Origin of the sequence: Klebsiella africana (assembly GCF_020526085.1) — a bacterium.
Lineage (GTDB): Bacteria > Pseudomonadota > Gammaproteobacteria > Enterobacterales > Enterobacteriaceae > Klebsiella > Klebsiella africana.
On record NZ_CP084874.1, the window covers coordinates 3,477,122 to 3,496,870 of the forward strand.

General features: G+C 57.8%; 21 protein-coding genes. 7 read left to right on the top strand and 14 right to left on the bottom strand.

Annotation, left to right across the window (positions count from 1 at the left end):
* Window positions 1–44 precede the first annotated feature (44 nt).
* From potI to LGL98_RS16875, 8 genes are all read right to left on the bottom strand, one after another.
* Window positions 45–890, bottom strand: coding sequence for a putrescine ABC transporter permease PotI (potI, locus tag LGL98_RS16840; protein WP_136029502.1), 846 nt, complete (start codon window positions 888–890; stop codon window positions 45–47).
* A complete protein-coding gene (gene potH / locus LGL98_RS16845) occupies window positions 887–1,840 on the bottom strand; it encodes a putrescine ABC transporter permease PotH (RefSeq protein WP_087804986.1) in 954 nt (317 codons plus the stop codon). Before potH ends, potI begins: the two co-directional genes overlap by 4 nt.
* A 10-nt stretch (window positions 1,841–1,850) precedes the next feature.
* Window positions 1,851–2,984: a putrescine ABC transporter ATP-binding subunit PotG gene (potG, locus tag LGL98_RS16850; RefSeq protein ID WP_002896370.1), complete on the bottom strand. Its 1,134-nt coding sequence runs from the start codon at window positions 2,982–2,984 to the stop codon at window positions 1,851–1,853.
* 161 nt (window positions 2,985–3,145) lie between these two features.
* A complete protein-coding gene (gene potF, locus LGL98_RS16855; RefSeq protein ID WP_136029504.1) occupies window positions 3,146–4,258 on the bottom strand; it encodes a spermidine/putrescine ABC transporter substrate-binding protein PotF in 1,113 nt (370 codons plus the stop codon).
* A gap of 348 nt (window positions 4,259–4,606) precedes the next feature.
* Window positions 4,607–5,086, bottom strand: a complete 480-nt coding sequence (locus LGL98_RS16860) for a type III secretion system chaperone family protein (protein WP_002896365.1) — start codon at window positions 5,084–5,086, stop codon at window positions 4,607–4,609.
* Window positions 5,087–5,174: 88 nt separating this feature from the next.
* Entirely contained in the window at window positions 5,175–6,077 is a 903-nt protein-coding gene (gene rimK, locus LGL98_RS16865) for a 30S ribosomal protein S6--L-glutamate ligase (protein ID WP_087804991.1), read from the bottom strand.
* 118 nt (window positions 6,078–6,195) lie between these two features.
* Window positions 6,196–6,918, bottom strand: coding sequence for a nitroreductase NfsA (gene nfsA, locus LGL98_RS16870; RefSeq protein WP_136029505.1), 723 nt, complete (start codon window positions 6,916–6,918; stop codon window positions 6,196–6,198).
* The gene (locus tag LGL98_RS16875; RefSeq protein ID WP_136029507.1) at window positions 6,902–7,189 is read right to left on the bottom strand and encodes a YbjC family protein; all 288 of its coding nucleotides are present in this window, start codon (window positions 7,187–7,189) and stop codon (window positions 6,902–6,904) included. Before LGL98_RS16875 ends, nfsA begins: the two co-directional genes overlap by 17 nt.
* 202 nt (window positions 7,190–7,391) lie before the next feature.
* Here LGL98_RS16875 and LGL98_RS16880 point away from each other — a divergent pair, with 202 nt between their 5' ends.
* Window positions 7,392–7,655, top strand: a complete 264-nt coding sequence (locus LGL98_RS16880) for a GrxA family glutaredoxin (protein ID WP_002896352.1) — start codon at window positions 7,392–7,394, stop codon at window positions 7,653–7,655.
* Between the two features lie 6 nt (window positions 7,656–7,661).
* On the opposite strand, the gene ybjM is transcribed toward LGL98_RS16880, so the two are convergent.
* Window positions 7,662–8,045, bottom strand: coding sequence for an inner membrane protein YbjM (gene ybjM, locus LGL98_RS16885; protein ID WP_136029509.1), 384 nt, complete (start codon window positions 8,043–8,045; stop codon window positions 7,662–7,664).
* Window positions 8,046–8,312: 267 nt separating this feature from the next.
* On the opposite strand from ybjM, the gene LGL98_RS16890 reads away from it, so the two are divergent.
* The gene (locus tag LGL98_RS16890; RefSeq protein WP_025713829.1) at window positions 8,313–9,998 is read left to right on the top strand and encodes an aspartate:alanine antiporter; all 1,686 of its coding nucleotides are present in this window, start codon (window positions 8,313–8,315) and stop codon (window positions 9,996–9,998) included.
* Window positions 9,999–10,186: 188 nt separating this feature from the next.
* On the opposite strand, the gene LGL98_RS16895 is transcribed toward LGL98_RS16890, so the two are convergent.
* Window positions 10,187–10,741 (bottom strand): TetR/AcrR family transcriptional regulator, encoded by a 555-nt coding sequence (locus LGL98_RS16895; protein ID WP_136029511.1) that lies wholly within the window; start codon window positions 10,739–10,741, stop codon window positions 10,187–10,189.
* An 82-nt stretch (window positions 10,742–10,823) separates the two neighbouring features.
* Between LGL98_RS16895 and LGL98_RS16900 the strand changes: the two genes are divergently transcribed.
* Window positions 10,824–12,026, top strand: coding sequence for an MFS transporter (locus tag LGL98_RS16900; protein WP_136029513.1), 1,203 nt, complete (start codon window positions 10,824–10,826; stop codon window positions 12,024–12,026).
* A complete protein-coding gene (locus tag LGL98_RS16905) occupies window positions 12,026–12,838 on the top strand; it encodes a Cof-type HAD-IIB family hydrolase (protein WP_136029515.1) in 813 nt (270 codons plus the stop codon). Before LGL98_RS16900 ends, LGL98_RS16905 begins: the two co-directional genes overlap by 1 nt.
* A 37-nt stretch (window positions 12,839–12,875) precedes the next feature.
* On the opposite strand, the gene kdeA is transcribed toward LGL98_RS16905, so the two are convergent.
* Entirely contained in the window at window positions 12,876–14,108 is a 1,233-nt protein-coding gene (kdeA, locus tag LGL98_RS16910; protein WP_136029517.1) for a multidrug efflux MFS transporter KdeA, read from the bottom strand.
* A 325-nt stretch (window positions 14,109–14,433) separates the two neighbouring features.
* Between kdeA and ybjG the strand changes: the two genes are divergently transcribed.
* Together ybjG and deoR are read left to right on the top strand one after the other, a co-directional pair.
* Entirely contained in the window at window positions 14,434–15,027 is a 594-nt protein-coding gene (ybjG, locus tag LGL98_RS16915) for an undecaprenyl-diphosphate phosphatase (protein ID WP_136029519.1), read from the top strand.
* Between the two features lie 102 nt (window positions 15,028–15,129).
* Window positions 15,130–15,888 carry a DNA-binding transcriptional repressor DeoR gene (deoR, locus tag LGL98_RS16920; protein ID WP_136029521.1) on the top strand — a complete coding sequence of 253 codons (759 nt, stop codon included), beginning with the start codon at window positions 15,130–15,132 and terminating at the stop codon, window positions 15,886–15,888.
* A 35-nt stretch (window positions 15,889–15,923) separates the two neighbouring features.
* Here deoR and dacC read toward each other — a convergent pair whose 3' ends face one another.
* The gene (dacC, locus tag LGL98_RS16925; protein ID WP_004201290.1) at window positions 15,924–17,126 is read right to left on the bottom strand and encodes a serine-type D-Ala-D-Ala carboxypeptidase; all 1,203 of its coding nucleotides are present in this window, start codon (window positions 17,124–17,126) and stop codon (window positions 15,924–15,926) included.
* A gap of 255 nt (window positions 17,127–17,381) precedes the next feature.
* Here dacC and LGL98_RS16930 point away from each other — a divergent pair, with 255 nt between their 5' ends.
* On the top strand, window positions 17,382–18,008 hold the full coding sequence (locus tag LGL98_RS16930) for a glutathione S-transferase family protein (RefSeq protein ID WP_136029523.1): 627 nt from the start codon (window positions 17,382–17,384) through the stop codon (window positions 18,006–18,008).
* Between the two features lie 2 nt (window positions 18,009–18,010).
* Here the strand turns inward: LGL98_RS16930 and LGL98_RS16935 are convergent, their stop codons facing one another.
* Window positions 18,011–19,120 carry a PQQ-dependent sugar dehydrogenase gene (locus tag LGL98_RS16935; protein WP_136029525.1) on the bottom strand — a complete coding sequence of 370 codons (1,110 nt, stop codon included), beginning with the start codon at window positions 19,118–19,120 and terminating at the stop codon, window positions 18,011–18,013.
* Between the two features lie 115 nt (window positions 19,121–19,235).
* A complete protein-coding gene (bssR, locus tag LGL98_RS16940) occupies window positions 19,236–19,619 on the bottom strand; it encodes a biofilm formation regulator BssR (protein ID WP_136029682.1) in 384 nt (127 codons plus the stop codon).
* Window positions 19,620–19,749 lie beyond the last annotated feature (130 nt).

The following is a 19,749-nucleotide window of genomic DNA, read 5'->3' on the forward strand; positions in this document are numbered from 1 at the left end:
CAGGGTGGCGCCGACCGGAGGCTGCTATACCGATTTTAGGTGGTTCAGCCTTGTCTTGCACGCTGGATATCGCGCACTCGCTGCTTTTCTGCGCGGGCCATCAAATACCAGGCGATAAAACCAACAATACCGACCACGCCAAGGATGAGCGTCGCCAGGGCGTTGATCTCCGGGTTAACCCCCATGCGCACGCTGGAGAAGACCAGCATCGGCAACGTCGTGGCCCCGGGTCCGGAGACAAAGCTGGCGATCACCAGGTCATCCAGCGACAGCGTGAAGGCCAGCAGCCAGCCGGAGATCACCGCCGGCATAATCATCGGCAACGTGATGACGAAAAAGACCTTCAGCGGCGCGGCGCCAAGATCCATCGCCGCCTCTTCAATGGAGTGGTCCAGCTCGCGCAGGCGCGAGGAGATTACCACCGCCACGTAGGCGGTACAGAAGGTGACATGCGCCAGCCAGATGGTCAACATCCCGCGATCCGACGGCCAGCCAATGGCATGTCCCAGCGCCACGAACAGCAGCAGCAGCGAGAGACCGGTAATCACGTCCGGCATAACCAGCGGCGCGGTGATCATAAACGCGAAGCCATTAGATCCGCGAAAGCGTCCAAAACGCACCATCACCACCGCGGCGATAGTCCCGAGGATCGCCGCCGCCGTCGCCGCGCAGGCGGCGATGGTCAGGCTCAACCCCACCGCGCTCATCATCGCATCATCATGGAACAGCTCGCGATACCAGCGCGTCGACCATCCAGCCCAGACCGTCACCAGCTTCGAGCTGTTGAACGAGTAGATCACCAGCATCAGCATTGGGGCGTAGAGGAAGGTGAACCCGAGCACGAGGATCAGAATGCGCCACGGCGAGCGTACTACCGGCAAGTCGTTCATCCCTGCTCTCCCATCTGTTTTTGCTGGTGCTTGTGGAACCACATGATCGGCACGATCAACAGCAGCAGCATGACAATCGCCACCGCCGAGGCGACCGGCCAGTCGCGGTTGTTAAAGAACTCCTGCCATAACACGCGGCCAATCATGATGCTGTCCGGCCCGCCCAGCAGTTCCGGGATCACGAACTCCCCTACGGCCGGGATAAACACCAGCATGGAGCCGGCGATAATCCCCCCTTTGGTGAGCGGAACGATCACCTGAAAGAAGGTCTTCAGCGGCCGGGCGCCGAGGTCCAGCGAGGCCTCCACCAGCGAATAGTCGATGCGGGTCAACGCAGTGTAGATCGGCAGCACCATAAACGGCAGATAGGCATATACAATACCGATATACACCGCGAGGTTGGTGTGCAGGATCTCCAGCGGCTGATCGATAACCCCTAGCCACAGCAGAAAGTTATTCAGCACCCCGTTGCTTTTCAGCAGCCCCATCCAGGCATAGACACGGATTAAGAATGACGTCCACGACGGCAGGATCACCAGCAGCAGCAGAATATTGCGCGTCGACGGCTTGCTGTGCGCCACCGCCCAGGCCAGTGGATAGCCCAGCAGCAGGCAGCAGATCGTCGAGATGCCCGCCACCTGCAGCGACTGCAGATAAGCCTCAAAATAGAGCGGATCGTCGGTCAGTTGCAGGAAATTGGCAAAGTTGAGAGTCAGCGTCAGCTGGCCGTCCGCCCACTCCATCAGATCGGTGTAGGGAGGGATCGCCCGCGCCATTTCGGCAAGACTTATCTTGAACACGATCAGGAACGGCAGCATAAACAACAGGATCAGCCACAAATAGGGCAGCGCAATCACCAGCTTGCGGCCATGCGCCATCTGCAGGCGCGCCACCCACAGCGCGAAGCCGCCCGGTTTTTTCGCCCCTGACGGGGATTCAACGGTACTCATCGCCTTCTCCTTACACCGTCAGTACAACGCAGCTGTCCGCATCCCAGCATAAACGTACCTCGTCACCCCAGGTGGGCGTCCCTTTCCGATGGCGGTGCTCATTCTGCAGCTGGGCGCTGATCATCTGCCCGCTTTGCAGGCGCACATGATAGATAGAAAGATCCCCCAGATAAGCGATATGAATCACCTCGCCGACGGCAAAATTGTAGCCATCCGCCGGCGGCTCATCGCACAGCATGATCTTCTCCGGGCGCAGCGCCACCCAGACCGGTACGTTGTCCACCACCGAGGCGTCGGGGTCGACCTTCAGCGGATGCATCAGTCCTGGCGAGCTCAGCACCAGGCCATCTTCCAGACGCTCCTTCACCAGCCCTTCAAAGACGTTCACCGAGCCGATGAACTCGGCGCTGTAGCGGGTGGTCGGATGCTCGTAAATCTCTTCCGGTTCGCCAATCTGCACAAACTTGCCGCGATTCATAATGGCGATACGGCCCGCCATGGTCATCGCCTCTTCCTGATCGTGGGTTACCATCACGCAGGTCACGCCAACGCGCTCAAGAATATCCACCACCTCGAGCTGCATGCGATCGCGCAGCTTTTTATCCAACGCCCCCATCGGTTCATCAAGCAGCAGCAGCTTCGGCCGTTTCGCCAGGCTGCGCGCCAGCGCGACGCGCTGCCGCTGGCCGCCTGAGAGTTGGTGCGGCTTACGTTTGGCAAACTCCTGCATATGTACCAGGGCCAGCATCTCCTGCACCCGGGCGGTGATTTCCGCCTTAGGCAGGCGGTCCTGTTTCAGGCCGAAGGCGATATTCTGCTCAACGGTCATATGGGGAAACAGGGCGTAGGACTGGAACATCATATTGATAGGCCGCTGATAGGGCGGCACGCGCGCCAGATCCACGCCGTCGAGCATAATCTGCCCGGCGGTCGGTTGTTCAAAGCCCGCCAGCATGCGCAGTAGCGTCGATTTCCCGCAGCCTGACGCGCCCAGCAGAGCAAAAATTTCGCCTTTGTAGATAGTGAGACTGACGTCGTCGACCGCATGCTGGCCATCAAACGACTTGGTTAAGTTACGGATTTCCAGTAGCGGGGTCAGCGCTTTGGGGGCTTTCGCCTGTGGGCGGGGCATTACGTCGTTCAATCGGGTGCTCTCCGGCAAAAAAACGATCACCATATGGTCCGGTGCCATACTTCGTGCTTAACAGTGCATTTGCACCATCCTGGTGCGTCTGCTCGCCGGGCGCGCTGCCATTTCCCGGCGAGTATCGTTCTGATTCGGCCCGTTTACCGGGCCGTCAGAGATTATTTGCCGCTCTTCACTTTGGTCCACGCGCGGGTGCGCACGCGGTCAATCTTCGGATCCTGCACCTTCAGCGTGAACAGTTTGGCGAATACATCCGCTGGCGGATATATTGCCGGATTGTTACGAATCGTCTCGCTGACCAGCGGGGTGGAGGCCTTGTTGCCGTTGGCATAGAACACCTGGTCGCTGATCTTGGCGATCACATCCGGGCGCATCAGATAGTTAAGGAACTGATAGGCTTCATCTTTATTCTTGGCGTCGGCCGGCATGGCAAAGACGTCGAAGAATGCCAGCGCGCCTTCTTTCGGGATAAAGTAAGAGACGTTGACGCCATTTTTCGCCTCTTTCGCGCGGTTGGCCGCCTGCCAGACATCCCCTGCCCAGCCGATTGCCACGCAGATGTCGCCATTGGCAAGGTCGTTAATGTATTGCGAAGAGTGGAAGTAACGAATGTTCGGCCGCAGCTTCAGCAGCAGATCGGTCGCCGGGCCGGTATAGTCATTTGCTTTACTGCTGTTCGGATCCTTGCCAAGGTAGTTCAGCACGGTGGCGAAAATCTCTTCCGGCGCGTCGAGGAAGGAGACACCGCAGCTTTTCAGTTTTTCGAGGTTCTCCGGCTTCAGCACCAGATCCCAGCTATCCACTGGCGCATCCTTGCCCAGCACCGCTTTCACTTTATCCACGTTGTAGCCAATACCCGTCGTCGCCCACAGATAAGGCACCGCGTATTTATTCTCCGGGTCATGCTTGGCGACCAGCTTCAGCACTTCGGGGTCAAGATTCTTCCAGTTCGGCAGCTTGCTCTTATCCAGCGGCTGGAACACGCCCGCCGCCAGCTGGCGTTCAAGGAAACTTGCCGACGGCACCACGAGGTCGAAACCCGTGCTACCGGCCATTAATTTACCTTCCAGCACTTCATTGGAATCAAAAACGTCATACACGACTTTAATCCCGGTCTCTTTTTCGAAATTCGCCACCGTGTCCGGCGCAATATAATCAGACCAGTTATAAACATGCAGGGTTTTTTGTTCGGCGGCGAGCGAACCGGCAGAGACGGCCATCAGCGCACCCGTAACCAGACCTGTTAACCATTTTTTACCAAAGGCGGTCATATCTCTTTTCCTTCTCAACGCCCGTTAACATACGGGCTCAAATATACGCATTTCTACGCATGCAAAAATCATGCATATTTTTTCATTGCCTGAGAAAAGGAGAGCGGATCTCTCCCGGAGTGGTTGCTCGCAACTGGAAGCATCGCCAGAATAACTGTAGCCAGAATAAGAGGCTATAGCCCAGGCAAAAAAACGCCTTTTATCAAATTTTTATGCAATAACGGTCTATGTGATAAGCCAAAACGGCCTGTATGGCGGTGAATAATGCTTTAAGAAAAGGTTAAATGCAGAATAAAAGCGGGTAATACGCAGCCGCTGCGGTAGTGGCTGCGCTAATTTTAGGCAGGCTTAGTGAAGAAAATGGTATTGCACGTTTTCTGCTGCCGGTTCTTCTTCTTCGCCTTTATACAGGAGCTGATTGGCACCGGCTTCGAGGATCACCATCGAGATCTGCTCTTCGCTTTGGCGGAAAAACCAGGCGAACTGCTCCATGGTCACCCCAGGGCCGATAGACAGCGACTGGCAGACCACCAGCTTGGGCAAATTATCGTCCTGAATGTCGATAAACGCCTTCACGGTTAATGAGCTGGCATTGATGGCCGAGAGATCCGCCGACAGCGCCAACAGGGCAGACGGCTTCACCTCCGCCAGGGCGGAAAAGAGCACCACGTTGTCCACCAGGTCAATTTTGGCATCAAAAATACCGTCGAAATTCTGCATATGCGGCAGGTGCAATGCCTGACAGGAATCGCACTCAAAAAAGCTGATGCCGATCTCGTCCAGCCAGCGACGTAGCGTATCCAGACCTGGAACGACCAGTGAATCCATAGTGCCTGTGACCTCTTACAGTGGAAAAACGACGCCATAGCTTACGCAAAAAAAGCGCCGCATACCATGGCCGTCTTGCATCCGGCGGTTAGCCGCCTATTTTCAAACAGAATTCCGGGGTCGCCTGGCGCTCGATCCAGGCGATCATCTTGCCGGCAATATCCACGCCGGTAGTGGTTTCCACCCCTTCCAGCCCCGGTGAAGCATTGACCTCCATCACCAGCGGCCCGCGGGTAGCGCGTAAAATATCAACACCAGCGACGTCCAGCCCCAGGGTTTGGGTCGCCTTGATGGCAATGGCCCGCTCCTCATCGCTAATCTGCGCCACCGTCGCCACCCCGCCGCGGTGCAGATTTGAGCGAAAATCACCCTCTTTTGCCCGCCGCTCGATTGCCGCCACCACCTCATTGCCGACCACCAGGCAGCGAATGTCGCATCCTTTCGCTTCGGCAATGTACTCCTGCACCAGGATATGAGCGTTCAATCCGCGAAAGGCGTCGATCACGCTCTCCGCCGCCTGGCGGGTCTCCGCCAGCACCACGCCGATCCCCTGGGTGCCTTCCACCAGCTTCACCACCAGCGGCGCGCCACCCACCATCGCGATCAGGTCGCTGGTGTCATCGGGGGAGTGAGCGATGCCGGTCAGGGGTAAATCGATCCCCTGGCGCGCCAGCAGCTGCAGCGAGCGCAGCTTATCGCGAGCGCGGGTGATAGCCACGGATTCATTCAGCGGATAGCTTCCTAACAGCTCAAACTGACGCAGGGCCGCGGTGCCATAGTAGGTGATCGCCGAGCCAATCCGCGGGATCACCGCATCAAAGTGCGGCAGCTGGCGACCTTTGTAGTGGATAGACGACGCCACCGGACTGACGTTCATATAACAGGAAAGCGGATCGAGGATCTCGATCTGATGACCGCGCTTCTGCGCCGCTTCGCGCAGGCGTCGACATGAATACAGCGTTCCATCCCGGGATAATATGGCAATTTTCATCCTGCACCTCTGCAAAAAGACCCGCTCTGGCGGGCCTCAGCTATCGAACACATTTTCAACCAACTTTCCTGCGGCCGGCGGCGGATAGCACCAGGCCGGAGCAGCAGTGTACACGTAATCAGCGCGTTGCCCACCCCTGCTTATGCAGATAGTCGAGAATAAACGGGCGGCTCTCTTTCACGATAGTGCGACGAATATGATCGCTCCAGGTATCACGGCGGGCGTTGCTGCCGCGCGACAGATAATAGTGCGCCAGCTGTTCGTCATACTCCGCCAACAGCGCGTTATCCAACGGCTGATAGCGGTTCTCATGCACCAGCATGGCCGACGGCATTCGCGGCTTGATGTCCGGATTATCCGCCGGCCAACCGAGGCAGAGGCCAAACAGCGGCAGGACGTGCTGCGGCAGCTCCAGCAACTCAGTGACGGCCTCAATGCTGTTGCGCAGTCCGCCGATATAGACGCCCCCCAGTCCGAGGGACTCGGCGGCAATCAGCGCGTTTTGCGCCAGCAGCGCCGTATCGACAACGCCGATCAGCAGCTGTTCCGCCAGCCCCAGCTGCGCCTGCGGGCAAATTTGCAGGTGGCGGTTAAAGTCGGCGCAGAAAACCCAAAACTCCGCCGCCTGCGCGACGTGCTGCTGGCCGCCGGTCAGCGGGACCAGACGTTCACGCAGGGCCGGATCGGTAATACGGATAATGGAGGTGCACTGTAAAAAACTCGAGGTAGATGCCGCTTGCGCGCTGGCGATAATTGCTGCGCGCTGTTCGTCGCTCACAGGCGCATCGGTGAAGTGGCGGATGGAACGGTGGCTGCGCAGCAGCTCAATGGTCGGCGTCATTTCGTTTTTCTCTGTCAGACAATGATTCAGGCTTAGGAGAGTGCGTTAACTGCGGAGCCACGATCTGCGCCACCCGCCACATGACGGCGATGGCGGCAGGGATCATCAGCAAAATTCCGGCGAAGATCATCACCAGCGCCGCGGTCGGACTGGCAATGGGCACAGGCAACTGGACATACTGATTAAGCGAGAGCCAGGCCAGGGTTAATAACCCCATCCCGAGGATCTCAAGCAGCAGAATACTTTTCGGCAACGGGGCAGGTTTTCGCATCACGCCTCTCCGGTTGATAAACGTAGCACACCAGGCAATCCCAGTGCGCGGCCCGGTCAGTATACGGGTTTTGATAGTACGACATTTATCAAACATAGCCGTAAACCATCGAAGCAAAAGGCAGAACCTTCTTTCCCTCCCCGGCCGATGCAGGCATCATAAGCGCCATTCGCCATCCGGCTGAGGTTTAAGGAGAGAAGCAATGTTTACCGTTATTTTTGGTCGTCCAGGCTGCCCATACTGCGTTCGCGCCAAAGAGCTGGCAGAAAAACTGACCAACGAGCGCGATGACTTTAACTACCGTTACGTGGATATTCACGCCGAAGGCATCAGCAAAGCTGACCTGGAAAAAACCGTCGGCAAGCCGGTTGAAACCGTACCGCAGATTTTCGTCGACCAGAAACACATCGGCGGTTGCACTGATTTCGAAGCCTGGGCGAAAGAAAACCTTGGCCTGTTTGCCTGAGTAAAATTATTTGCTCGATGAATGACTGCGCCAGGCATCAAGCCAGGCGCAGATAAATAAAAAGCATAGCGCTCCTAGCGCACACCAGAATACCGCGCTCAGCACCCACGCCATCTCCTGCCAGAACGTTCGGTGCGTCACGAAGAACAGCCGCATCGTGACCATACAGACCGGCGCCGCCAGCATCGCGCCAAGCAAAGGACGCAGCACCCGCCGACCCGGGGAAAGACAGCTCGCCGCCGCCCCTGGAAGCAAAAAGAAGAGCAAGCCCAGCTCCGGATTACCGCTGGCGCGAAAGGCCCCTTTCATATGTAACAATAGCGATAAGCACACCACAATGAACAGAACGAAGCCGCAGATAATGCCGGCCCAACTACGCTCAGATTTCACCGTATCCTCCTGATGTTGCCTCTAACTCACGTCAACGTCGCCTGGTCAGATAAAGCATTTCGGCAATCCATGCCAATAACTCCCCTGCCAGCCTAAAAACGATTGTCACTAGCCGCCGCATCCAGGAAGGATTAAACTAGCGGATATATTTTTGCTGGTTATAACAGGGTGCCGGAATAGGTTCACGATAACGCGAACACCAGAGCAACCTTAGACCAAATAACCATTTCCTTCAACAACTTACTAGTAAACGAGAAGTTGGCTTTCGTGAATATAAACGTCGCAGATTTGTTAAACGGGAATTACATCCTGTTATTATTCGTTGTACTTGCATTAGGACTATGTCTGGGAAAACTGCGTCTTGGCTCAGTACAACTTGGTAATTCCATTGGCGTTTTAGTCGTTTCTCTATTATTAGGCCAGCAGCATTTCGCGATTAACACCGATGCCCTTAATCTCGGCTTTATGCTGTTTATTTTTTGCGTTGGCGTAGAAGCCGGCCCCAACTTTTTTTCCATTTTTTTCCGCGACGGGAAAAACTACCTGATGCTGGCGCTGGTGATGGTCGGCAGCGCAATGTTGATCGCCCTGGTGCTGGGTAAAGTCTTCGGCTGGGATATCGGGCTTACCGCCGGTATGCTGGCGGGGGCCATGACTTCCACCCCGGTGCTGGTGGGCGCGGGCGATACCCTGCGCCATTTCGGCCTGCCCAGCGACCAGCTGGCGCAGTCGCTTGACCATCTGAGCCTCGGCTATGCCCTGACCTACCTGGTCGGCCTGGTGAGCTTGATCGTCGGCGCTCGCTATATGCCCAAGCTGCAGCATCAGGATCTGCAGACCAGCGCCCAGCAAATCGCTCGTGAGCGCGGCCTCGATACCGATTCAAAACGTAAAGTGTACCTGCCGGTGATCCGTGCCTACCGCGTCGGCCCGGAGCTGGTGGCCTGGGCGGACGGTAAAAATCTGCGCGAACTGGGTATTTATCGCCAGACCGGCTGCTATATCGAACGCATCCGCCGCAACGGCATCCTGGCCAACCCGGACGGCGACGCGGTGCTGCAGATGGGTGACGATATTGCGCTGGTGGGCTATCCGGATGCGCACGCCCGTCTCGACCCGAGCTTCCGTAACGGCAAAGAGGTGTTCGACCGCGATCTGCTCGACATGCGCATCGTTACCGAAGAGATTGTGGTCAAAAACCACAACGCCGTCGGCCGCCGCCTGGCGCAGCTGAAGCTCACCGACCACGGCTGCTTTTTAAACCGGGTTATTCGCAGCCAGATCGAGATGCCTATCGACGATAACGTCGTGCTGAACAAAGGCGACGTGCTGCAGGTCAGCGGCGACGCCCGCCGCGTAAAAACCGTGGCCGACCGCATCGGCTTTATCTCTATTCACAGCCAGGTGACCGATCTGCTGGCCTTCTGCGCCTTCTTTATCGTCGGCCTGATGATCGGCATGATCACCTTCCAGTTCAGCTCCTTCAGCTTCGGCATTGGCAATGCCGCCGGCCTGCTGTTCGCCGGCATTATGCTTGGCTTCCTGCGCGCCAACCACCCAACCTTCGGCTATATCCCGCAGGGGGCACTGAACATGGTGAAAGAATTTGGTCTGATGGTGTTTATGGCCGGGGTTGGACTCAGCGCCGGTGCCGGGATCAATAACGGGCTGGGGGCTGTCGGCGGCCAGATGCTGGCGGCAGGGCTTATCGTCAGCCTGGTGCCGGTAGTGATCTGCTTCCTGTTCGGCGCCTACGTACTGCGCATGAACAGGGCAATGCTGTTCGGCGCCATGATGGGGGCCCGCACCTGCGCCCCGGCGATGGAGATCATCAGCGATACCGCGCGCAGCAACATTCCGGCGCTCGGCTATGCGGGCACCTACGCCATCGCCAACGTCTTGCTCACCCTCGCCGGGACGCTCATCGTGATCATCTGGCCAGGGCTACAATAAATTTTTTGCGAAAAAAACCGTCACAGGCAGAACTTTTTCTCAGGGCATCAGTCATAAGTAATGCCACTGCTTTTCTTTGATGTCCCCATTTTGTGGAGCCCATCAACCCCGCCACTTCGGTTCAAGGTTGATGGGTTTTTTGTTGCCTGCGTTTCACCCGCATGCACGTCTCGCATCGCATCAGTGCCCTATTCCTGCGCCTTCTCCCCTGCCAACTGCCCGACCATCATGCGGATTGCCGCCTTCGATAACGGCGCGCGGTCGGTGACAAAGTGCAAGGTCATCCCTTCAATAAAGGCGTCGAGTCCGCGGGCGGTATCGGGGGTGAACCACTGCTCCAGCGTCTGCTGGCTGCGCCGCATCCAGTTCTGCATCACCGCCTTCAGCGCCGGCTGACTGCTGCAGAACGCGTACAGCTGGTACATTAGTTTCATATTGCGCGCCGTGGTCACCTGGGCGCTGAAGATCAGTTCAGCAATAGCATCGCAGGCCTGCACCTGGTTCGTTACCCCGACGAAGCCTTGCTGGTAGTGCGCCGACATCTCGGCAGTAAACAGGCTGAACGCCTCCTCAATTAACGCCTCAATGCCGCTAAAATAGTAGGTCAGCGACCCCAGCGGCACATTCGCGCAGGTGGCGATTTTACGGTGCGTCACCGCATGGATGCCGTGCGCCGCAATGGTATCCAGCGTCGCCTGCAGGATGCGCTCACGGCGCTGCGGATCGTTCGGTCTACGGGCCATGATTTTCCTCTTCCGGTTTATGTACAAATGTACACATGCTTGCTACTGTTGTCTTCACTCTTCTCCATTAAGGCGTTTACGGATGACGACGCAATCCTCGCGCAGAGCGCTGCAGCTTCGGCTGTGGGCGCTGTTTATGTTCTTTTTCATCCCGGGCTTGTTAATGGCCTCCTGGGCCACCCGCACGCCGGCGATCCGCGATCTGCTGGCGCTATCCACGGCAGAGATGGGCGTGGTGCTGTTTGGTCTGTCGGTGGGGTCGATGAGCGGTATTCTCTGCTCAGCGTGGCTGGTGAAGCGCTTTGGTACCCGCAAGGTCATCCGCACCACCATGTCCTTCGCCGTACTTGGCATGCTGGTGCTCAGCCTGGCGCTGTGGGTCTCTTCCGCCCCGCTGTTCGCCTTCGGTCTGGCCATCTTTGGCGCCAGCTTTGGCTCGGCAGAAGTCGCTATTAACGTCGAAGGCGCGGCCATCGAGCGGGAGATGAATAAAACGGTGCTGCCGATGATGCATGGCTTTTACAGCTTCGGCACTCTGTTCGGCGCCGGGGTGGGCATGGCAGTGACCGGATTCGGCCTGCCTGCCGCCCCGCACATCCTGGCGGCTGCGCTGGTGGCTATCCTGCCCATCGCCATCGCCATCCGCGCCATTCCCGATGGCACCGGTAAAAATGCCGCTGAAGCCGCCCACGGTGAGGCGAAGGGTCTGCCGGTATGGCGCGACGCACAACTGCTGCTGATCGGCGTTATTGTCCTGGCGATGGCCTTTGCCGAAGGCTCGGCCAACGACTGGCTGCCGCTGCTGATGGTGGATGGCCACGGCTTTAGCCCCACCTCCGGCTCCCTGATCTATGCCGGTTTCACCCTCGGCATGACGCTGGGCCGCTTTACCGGCGGCTGGTTTATCGATCGCTACAGCCGGGTGGCTGTGGTCCGCGGCAGCGCAGTGATGGGCGCCCTCGGCATAGGCCTGATCATTTTCGTCGATAACCCGTGGGTGGCGGGCATCTCGGTACTGCTGTGGGGCATCGGCGCCTCGCTTGGCTTCCCATTGACCATCTCCGCCGCCAGCGATACCGGGCCGGACGCGCCCAAGCGCGTCAGCGTGGTGGCGATCACCGGCTATCTCGCTTTCCTCGTCGGGCCGCCGCTGCTGGGCTTCCTCGGCGAACACTTCGGCCTGCGCAGCGCCATGATGGTGGTGCTGGGTCTGGTGATGGTGGCGGCGCTGGTCGCCCGCGCGGTGGCTAAGCCACAATCTGAACCCGTTATGGAGAACAGCTAATGAGCATAAAACTGATTGCGGTGGATATGGACGGCACCTTTTTAAGCGATGCCAAAACTTACAACCGGCCGCGCTTCCTCGCCCAGTACCAGCGAATGCGTGAGCAAAATATTCGCTTCGTGGTCGCCAGCGGCAACCAGTATTATCAGTTGATCTCCTTTTTCCCGGAGATTGCCCATCAGATCGCCTTTGTGGCGGAAAACGGCGGCTGGGTGGTGAGCGGCAATGAAGACGTATTCAACTGCCAGCTGCCGGTTCACCATTTCAATGCCGTGGTCGATCATCTGCAGACCCTGCCGAATATCGAGATCATCGCCTGCGGGAAGCGCAGCGCCTACACTCTCAACAGTTATAACGACGCGCTGAAGACGGTGGCGGCGAAGTATTATCACCGCCTTGAACTGGTGGATGATTTTAACCATCTTGATGACACCATCCTCAAATTTGGCCTCAACGTGCCGGACAGTCTGATCCCGGAAATTCAGCCGAAGCTGCACACGGCGCTGGGGGACATGGTTACCGCGGTGGCCACCGGCTACGGCAGCATCGACTTAATTATCCCGGGTGTGCACAAAGCCAACGGGCTGCGCATTTTGCAGCAGCGCTGGGGTATTGAGGATCATGAGGTGGTGGCGTTCGGCGACAGCGGCAACGATATCGAAATGCTGCAGCACGCTGGATTTGGCTTTGCCATGGCCAACGCCCGGGAAGACGTCAAAGCCGTCGCCCGCTATCAGGCGCCGCACAACAACGAAGAAGGCGTCCTGCAGATTATTGATAAGGTATTAAATCGCGAAGCGCCGTTCGCCTGATAAGACCCGGATGCGAGCGCATCCGGGTTGAAAACAACTACCCCTGCTGCGAATTGCCGACGCTTTTATCTTTGAGAAAGTAGATCATCAGCCCCAGCCACAGTACCCCGCCCAGCAGGTTAAACAGGCTGAACAAGCCGTTGCCCCCGAACTCATAAGCATGTTTGCTGAGCTCGATGCCGACGGTGAAGATCAGCATCTGCAGCATCCCCATCGCCGCCGAGACCGTGCCTTTACTCATCTCGCTGGCGAACAGCGTTAAGCGCACCAGACCGGCGTTCGCCAGGCCAATCCCGAAGGCGTAAAAGCTCAGGCCAGCGGTCATCCACAGATAAGCGTGGGAAGAAACCACGGTCGCCGCTGCGGAGAGGATCAGACCAAACATGATCGGCCAGCCGCCCATGATAATCAGCGAGCGCACGGTCCGGCGCGAGGTCAGGCGCGCCAGCACCAGGTTACCGGCAATCAGTGCGCCGAAAATCGGCACCTGCAGCATGCCGTACTCATAGCTGGTGGCCTGTTCGCCGCTGATAATAATCACCGGCGACTGGGCAATCCACGCCAGCAGCGGCAGGCTGACAAAGCCGGTGGCCAGCGCGCCGGCGACGAAGCGCAGGTTCTTCAGCACCAGCCGATAGTCGCGGCCCAGCTCTTTGACCGACAGCTTTTCGCCCAGCCGCGTCGCGGTCTCCGGCATCGCCCGCTGCAGGCCGAAGAACGAGATGGCCGCCAGCACGGCGAACAGGACAAACATCATCTCCCACGGCAGGATATGCACCCAGGCGGCGCCCACCAGCGGCCCCAGCAGCGGGGCAATCAGCGCCACGTTAGCCATCAGAGCGGTGATTTTGATACACACCGCCTCCTCAAAAGACTCCTGGATTGCCGCATAGCCCACCGCGCCGATAAAGCACAGGCTGATCCCCTGCAGGAAGCGCAGCAGGGTAAACTGCTCAATGGTCTGCGCCAGCAGCGTCGCCAGGCAGGTAACGATAAACCATACTACGCCGGTCAACATCACCGGACGGCGGCCAATACGATCCGACAGCGGCCCCAGCAGCCACTGTAAAAACATACCGCCAGCCAGATAGGCAGTCATTGAGGTAGGCACCCATTCGTTACCCACCTGAAATTCCTGCACCACGGCTAACATGCCCGGCTGAATCATATCGTTGCCGATATAAGTGGAAAACTCGTACAGCACCAGACATAGCGGGAACAACAGCGCCTGCCTTCCGAGGCGGCGGCCTGAAAGCGAATAATTTTGCATGAAATCTCTTATCTATCAAAAATCGCGCAAAGTGTAATGAAACTCCCGGCGCGGAGATAGTGAATTGTGGGTGACACCGCACAATATTGCGCGCCCTGCGCCAGCGTGCGAACCCTCTCCGGCTATTCAGCCTGCGTATATATTCCGTTTATGTTTCAGCAATGTGACAAACGATATACTGACGCTTTTCAGGTTGTTAGCATTGAAACTTCTGTGCGAAATTCCTTAACAACCTGATTTTTAAGACAATGCTGCTTTATCTCCGCGCTGCTTTTTTTTAGAGTAAGCGGCTTATTTGCTCTCGGACCAACAAGCCTGGAAGTCTATGCTGGAAAATATTAACTATGCGCTGTTCGCTCTGCTCAACGCGACACCGGCCTCGCCGCAGTGGGCCATTGAGGTGGCGATCTTCATCGCTAAAGATTTGATTCTGATCGTGCCCCTGCTGGTGGTGGCGTTGTGGCTGTGGGGGCCTGCCCAGCGGCAGATGGTGTTTAAGCTGATGCTGGCGCTGATTCTCAGCCTGACCGTGTCGTGGGCGATCGGCCACCTCTATCCGCACGATCGGCCGTTTGTCGCCGGCGTGGGCTATAACTTCCTGCATCATGCGGCAGACGACTCCTTCCCCAGCGACCATGGCACCGTCAGCTTTACCTTTGCCCTGGCCTTCCTGTTCTGGCATCGCCTGTGGTCAGGCGCCCTGCTGATGGCCATCGCAGGCGCCATCGCCTGGTCCCGCGTCTATCTTGGCGTCCACTGGCCGCTGGATATGCTCGGCGGCCTGCTGGCCGGTATGTGCGGCTGCCTTGGCGCGGCGCTGATCTGGCATACGTTCGGCCCGGCGCTATACCGTCAGCTGCAGCGGCTGTACCGCCTCTGCTTCTCCTTGCCGATCCGTAAAGGCTGGGTGCGCGGCTAAACGCCAGCCGTCGCTGCGGCCACTGCGTGACTAACCCGCAAGCGACAGGTAAAATCTCGCTAACGCCCTGCCCCCGCAGGGCGATTTTAGCGCAGAGGGAATATGGAAACTCGCCGTGACGAACGTATTAGTCAGCTCATTCAGGCACTCAAACGCAGCGATAAGCTACATCTGAAAGAAGCCGCTTCCCTGCTTGGGGTTTCGGAAATGACCATTCGTCGCGATCTCAATGGCCATAGCGGCCCGGTTGTGCTGCTCGGCGGATACATTGTGCTGGAGCCGCGCAGCGCCACCCATTACCTCCTCAGCGATCAAAAAACCCGGCTGGTCGAGGAAAAACGCCGTGCCGCTCGCCATGCAGCCGCGCTGCTGGAGGCCCATCAGATGGCCTTCTTCGACTGCGGGACCACCACGCCGTGGATCATTGACGCCATTGACGATGCCCTGCCCTTCACCGGCGTCTGCTACTCCCTGAATACTTTTCTGGCACTGCAGGAAAAACCGCAGTGCCGCGCGGTCCTGTGCGGTGGGGAGTTTCATGCCAGCAACGCGATTTTTATGCCGCTGAGCCTTGAGGATACCCTCAGCCATCTGAGCCCCGACATCGCCTTTTACTCGGCGGCAGGCATTGACTGCGAGCAGGGGGCAACCTGCTATAACCTGGAGGAGCTGCCGGTTAAGCACTGGGCGATGCGTCATGCGCGCTACCACGTGCTGGTGGTCGACCACAGCAAGTTTGGCAAAGTGCGTCCGGCGCGCATGGGGGCGTTAGCAAAATTTGACGTGATTGCCAGCGACATCTGCCCGGATGACGAGCTGGTGGCGCTGGCGAAGACGCAACAGATCTCTCTGTTGTATTGAAGACTGCCCGTGCCCCGCAGGGCGCGGGCATGGCATCAGGAGAACCAGCTGCCGAACCAGCCGTGCAGTTTCATCAGCACGAAGTCGATCATCCGGCTGAAGAAGCCGCCCTCTTTCACCGGCTCCATGACGATCAGCGGCCGCTGCTCGATGGTTTTATCATTCAGCTTAAAGTCGATAGTCCCGACCACCTGCCCCTTCTCCAGCGGCGCGGTGAGCTGCGGCTGATTTAAGGTGTAGCTGGCTTTCAGGTTCTTCAGCTGGCCCTTCGGCAGGGTGATAGAGCCCGCCTCACCGGCCCCCAGTTTCGCTTCGCTGCTGTCGCCAAACCACACGCGCTGGGTAACGAAGGTGGCATCTGGTTTAATCGGCGTCACGGTTTCATAGAAGCGGAAGCCCCAGGTCAGTAGTTTTTCTGACTCGTTAAAGCGAATGCGGTCGGTTTTGGTCCCCAGCACCACGGCGATCAGACGCATATCGCCCTGAGTGGCCGAGGAGACGAGGTTATAGCCAGCCCCGGCGGTGGTCCCGGTTTTCACGCCATCGGCGTTGAGGTTGGTGCTCCACAGCAGACGGTTGCGGTTCGGCTGACGAATTTTATTGAAGGTGAACTCTTTTTCTTTATGTACCGCGTACTCTTCCGGTACGTCGTGGATCATCGCTTTGGTCAGCAGCGCCATATCGCGGGCGGTACTGAACTGCCCCGGCGCATCAAGGCCGTGGACGGTCATAAAGGTGGTGTTGGTCAGCCCCATTTTTTTGGCGTAGCCGTTCATCAGGCTGACGAAAGCATCCTGGCTGCCCGCCACGTAGTCAGCAATCGCAATGCTGGCGTCGTTCCCGGACTGAATGATGACCCCTTTATTCAGATCTTCTACGGAAACCTGCATGCCAGGCTTGAGGAACATCACCGATGAGCCGCGCAGCGCCGGGTTGCCGGTCGCCCAGGCATCGCGCCCAACGGTCACCATATCGGTCAGTTTGATTTTTCCCGCCTTTATCGCCTGCCCCACCACGTAGCTGGTCATAATCTTCGTCAGACTGGCCGGGTCGAGTTTTTCATCGGCATTGCCTTCGCTGAGCACCTTCCCGCTGGCATAGTCCATCAGGATCCAGGCACGAGCGTCAATTGAAGGGGCGTCGGGGAGTTGTTCTGCAGCCTGCACCGCAGGTGCGACAAGAAATAATAGCGCGCAACCTGCCGCGAGGCCGCGAAGGGAAAAAGCGTCATGCATCATAAGAGCCACCCAAGTATCCTTTCCAAACAAAATATGCCGCACCACTCTGACCGCGCCGCAGCAACCGGTGAGTAAAGCGTACAAATGACCTTAAAGAAACAGCGAGTTGGTAAAGTTTTTAAAGTTTACGCAATAACATGCCGCTGTGCTTTAATCAGAACAATTTTTTTGATCGCGATTGCCTAAATATTAACTTTATCCCAACATGATCGCCGATCGCGCTGCAACGGCAGTGAAACAAACTCAGGAGCGAAAATGATTACACTGTGGGGACGTAATAACTCGACCAACGTGAAGAAAGTACGCTGGGTGCTGGAGGAGTTGGAACTGCCTTATCAGCAGATCCTCGCCGGGCTGGAGTTTGGTCTCAATCATGACCCGGAATATCTGGCGATGAACCCGAACGGGCTGGTGCCGCTGTTAAAGGACGATGCCACCGGGGTGGTGTTGTGGGAATCAAATACCATTATTCGCTATCTTGCCGCCCAGTACGGCGTTGACCGCCTGTGGCTGGCCGCGCCGGCGCAGCGCGCGCAAGGGGAAAAGTGGATGGACTGGTCCAACGGCACGCTCTCTCCCGCCCATCGCCCGGTGTTAATGGGTCTGGTCAGGACGCCGCCGGAGCAACGTGACCCGGCGGTCATCGCCGCGGGGATCAGCGCCTGTGAATCGCTGTTCGCCATGCTTGATGACGAACTGGCCAAAATGCCGTGGCTCTCCGGCGAACAGTTCGGCCTTGGCGATATTGCTGTCGCTCCCTTCGTCTACAATCTGTTGTCGATCCTCGATAGCTGGCAACCTCGGCCCCATCTGCAGCGCTGGTATCAGCAGATTAGCCAACGCCCTGCCTGGCGCGAAGTAGTGCAGATCCCGGTGACCTGAGGTTAAGTCTCCGGACTCAACCGCAATAGCTCGCCGTTAGACTCGTCGGTTAAGACGTACAGATAGCCGTCGGGTCCCACGCGAACGTCGCGGATGCGTTTCCCGCGCGCCTCCAGCAGGCGCTCCTCCTCGCGGACCTGATTGCCGTCCACCGCCAGGACAATTAGCGATGTCTCCTTCAGCGCGCCGATAAACAGCTTATGCTGCCACTGAGGAAAGGTCTGCGCCGCGTAAAAGGCCATCCCGCTCACCCCGGGTGAGACCGGCCAGACATACAGGGGAGGCTCGGTCCCCGGTACCATTTTGCCCTTCGCCTCCGGGATCGGCTGACCGCTGTAGTTAATGCCGTGCGTCGCCAGCGGCCAGCCGTAATTTTTACCCGCCTGCGGAATATTAATTTCATCTCCGCCGCGCGGGCCATGCTCGTTCAGCCACAGCGCCCCGCTCCACGGATTCATCGCCATCCCCTGCGGGTTGCGGATGCCGTAGGCCCAGATCTCCGGCCTCACGTCGGCTCGGCCAGCAAAGGGATTATCCGGCGGAATGCCCCCGGTCTCCGTCAGGCGGACCACTTTTCCCTGCAGCTTGCCGAGATCCTGAGCGGTGGCGCGCTGATTATTTTCTCCCAGACCGATAAACAAATATCCTTTGCCGTCGAACACCAGCCTGCCGCCGAAATGATTGCCGATGGAGAGCTTCGGCTGCTGGCGAAACACTACGGTAAAGTTCGTCAGCTGCGTGGCATCCGGGTTCAACTGCCCGTAGCCCACTGCGGTGCCCGCCTTACCGCTGGCGTCCCTTTCCGCATAGCTTAGCCACACCCGCCGCGACTGGGCGAAATCCGGCGCCAGCGCAACGTCCAGTAGGCCGCCCTGGCCGTTGGCCCACACCTGCGGCACGCCGGATATCGGCGCCGACAGGCCTTTACCGGGTTGCCAGCGCTTGAGCTCGCCGCCGCGCAGGGTAATCAACATGCTCTGATCGTCAGGGAGAAACGCCAGGCCCCACGGATGGGCCAGCCGGTTTTGCAATACCTCCACCCGTACCGCAGCCTGGCTCAGGGCTGGCAGCGCTAAGGCGCTCAATATCAACAGCAGCGGGATCGGACGCATGGCATTCTCCTTTCGTCAGCTCTGCGCTAAAGGGTAGCCAGCGGGGAAATATGCGCGGGGATTTTTACATAACCTTTAACAGGGGAAGCGTCCACTTCCCCTGGGTTGCAGCCGATCAGGCATGGGTGATTGGCGCCAATTTATTCAGTTTATGAATATTTGAAGTCAATCCCGTCAGACAGCGTTCTAGCTTCTCTACGTTAACAGCGATGTATAGCGGACAATCATGATGCCCACTCATCAGGCATAGTGCAGCGGCGGCGATGGACTCGCCGGCCAGTCGAAGGGTATCCCTCTCCTCCGGTGAAATGGCATTCTGCAGACGCGGCGCCTGCGCACGCATTTCGCGGCATAGCTCAAACAAATTATCACGCAGATGGTCATTTTCGCTGACTGACATATAGCCTTTGGCCTTTCGCAGCTGCAGATAGGCATCAATATCGATATTGGCATTGATGAGCTTCTGCAAAAGGTGGCGGTATAGTCTGTCAACGGTCATCACGTTTCCTCCTCTGTCGTCCTTCACCCTTTTCATAATACGGTTATTTTTTGTTCAAAATGATGCGCCAGGTCAATAATCCCCAGGACTTTAACATCATTTACAATGCGGCAACTTCATCGCATTGTAG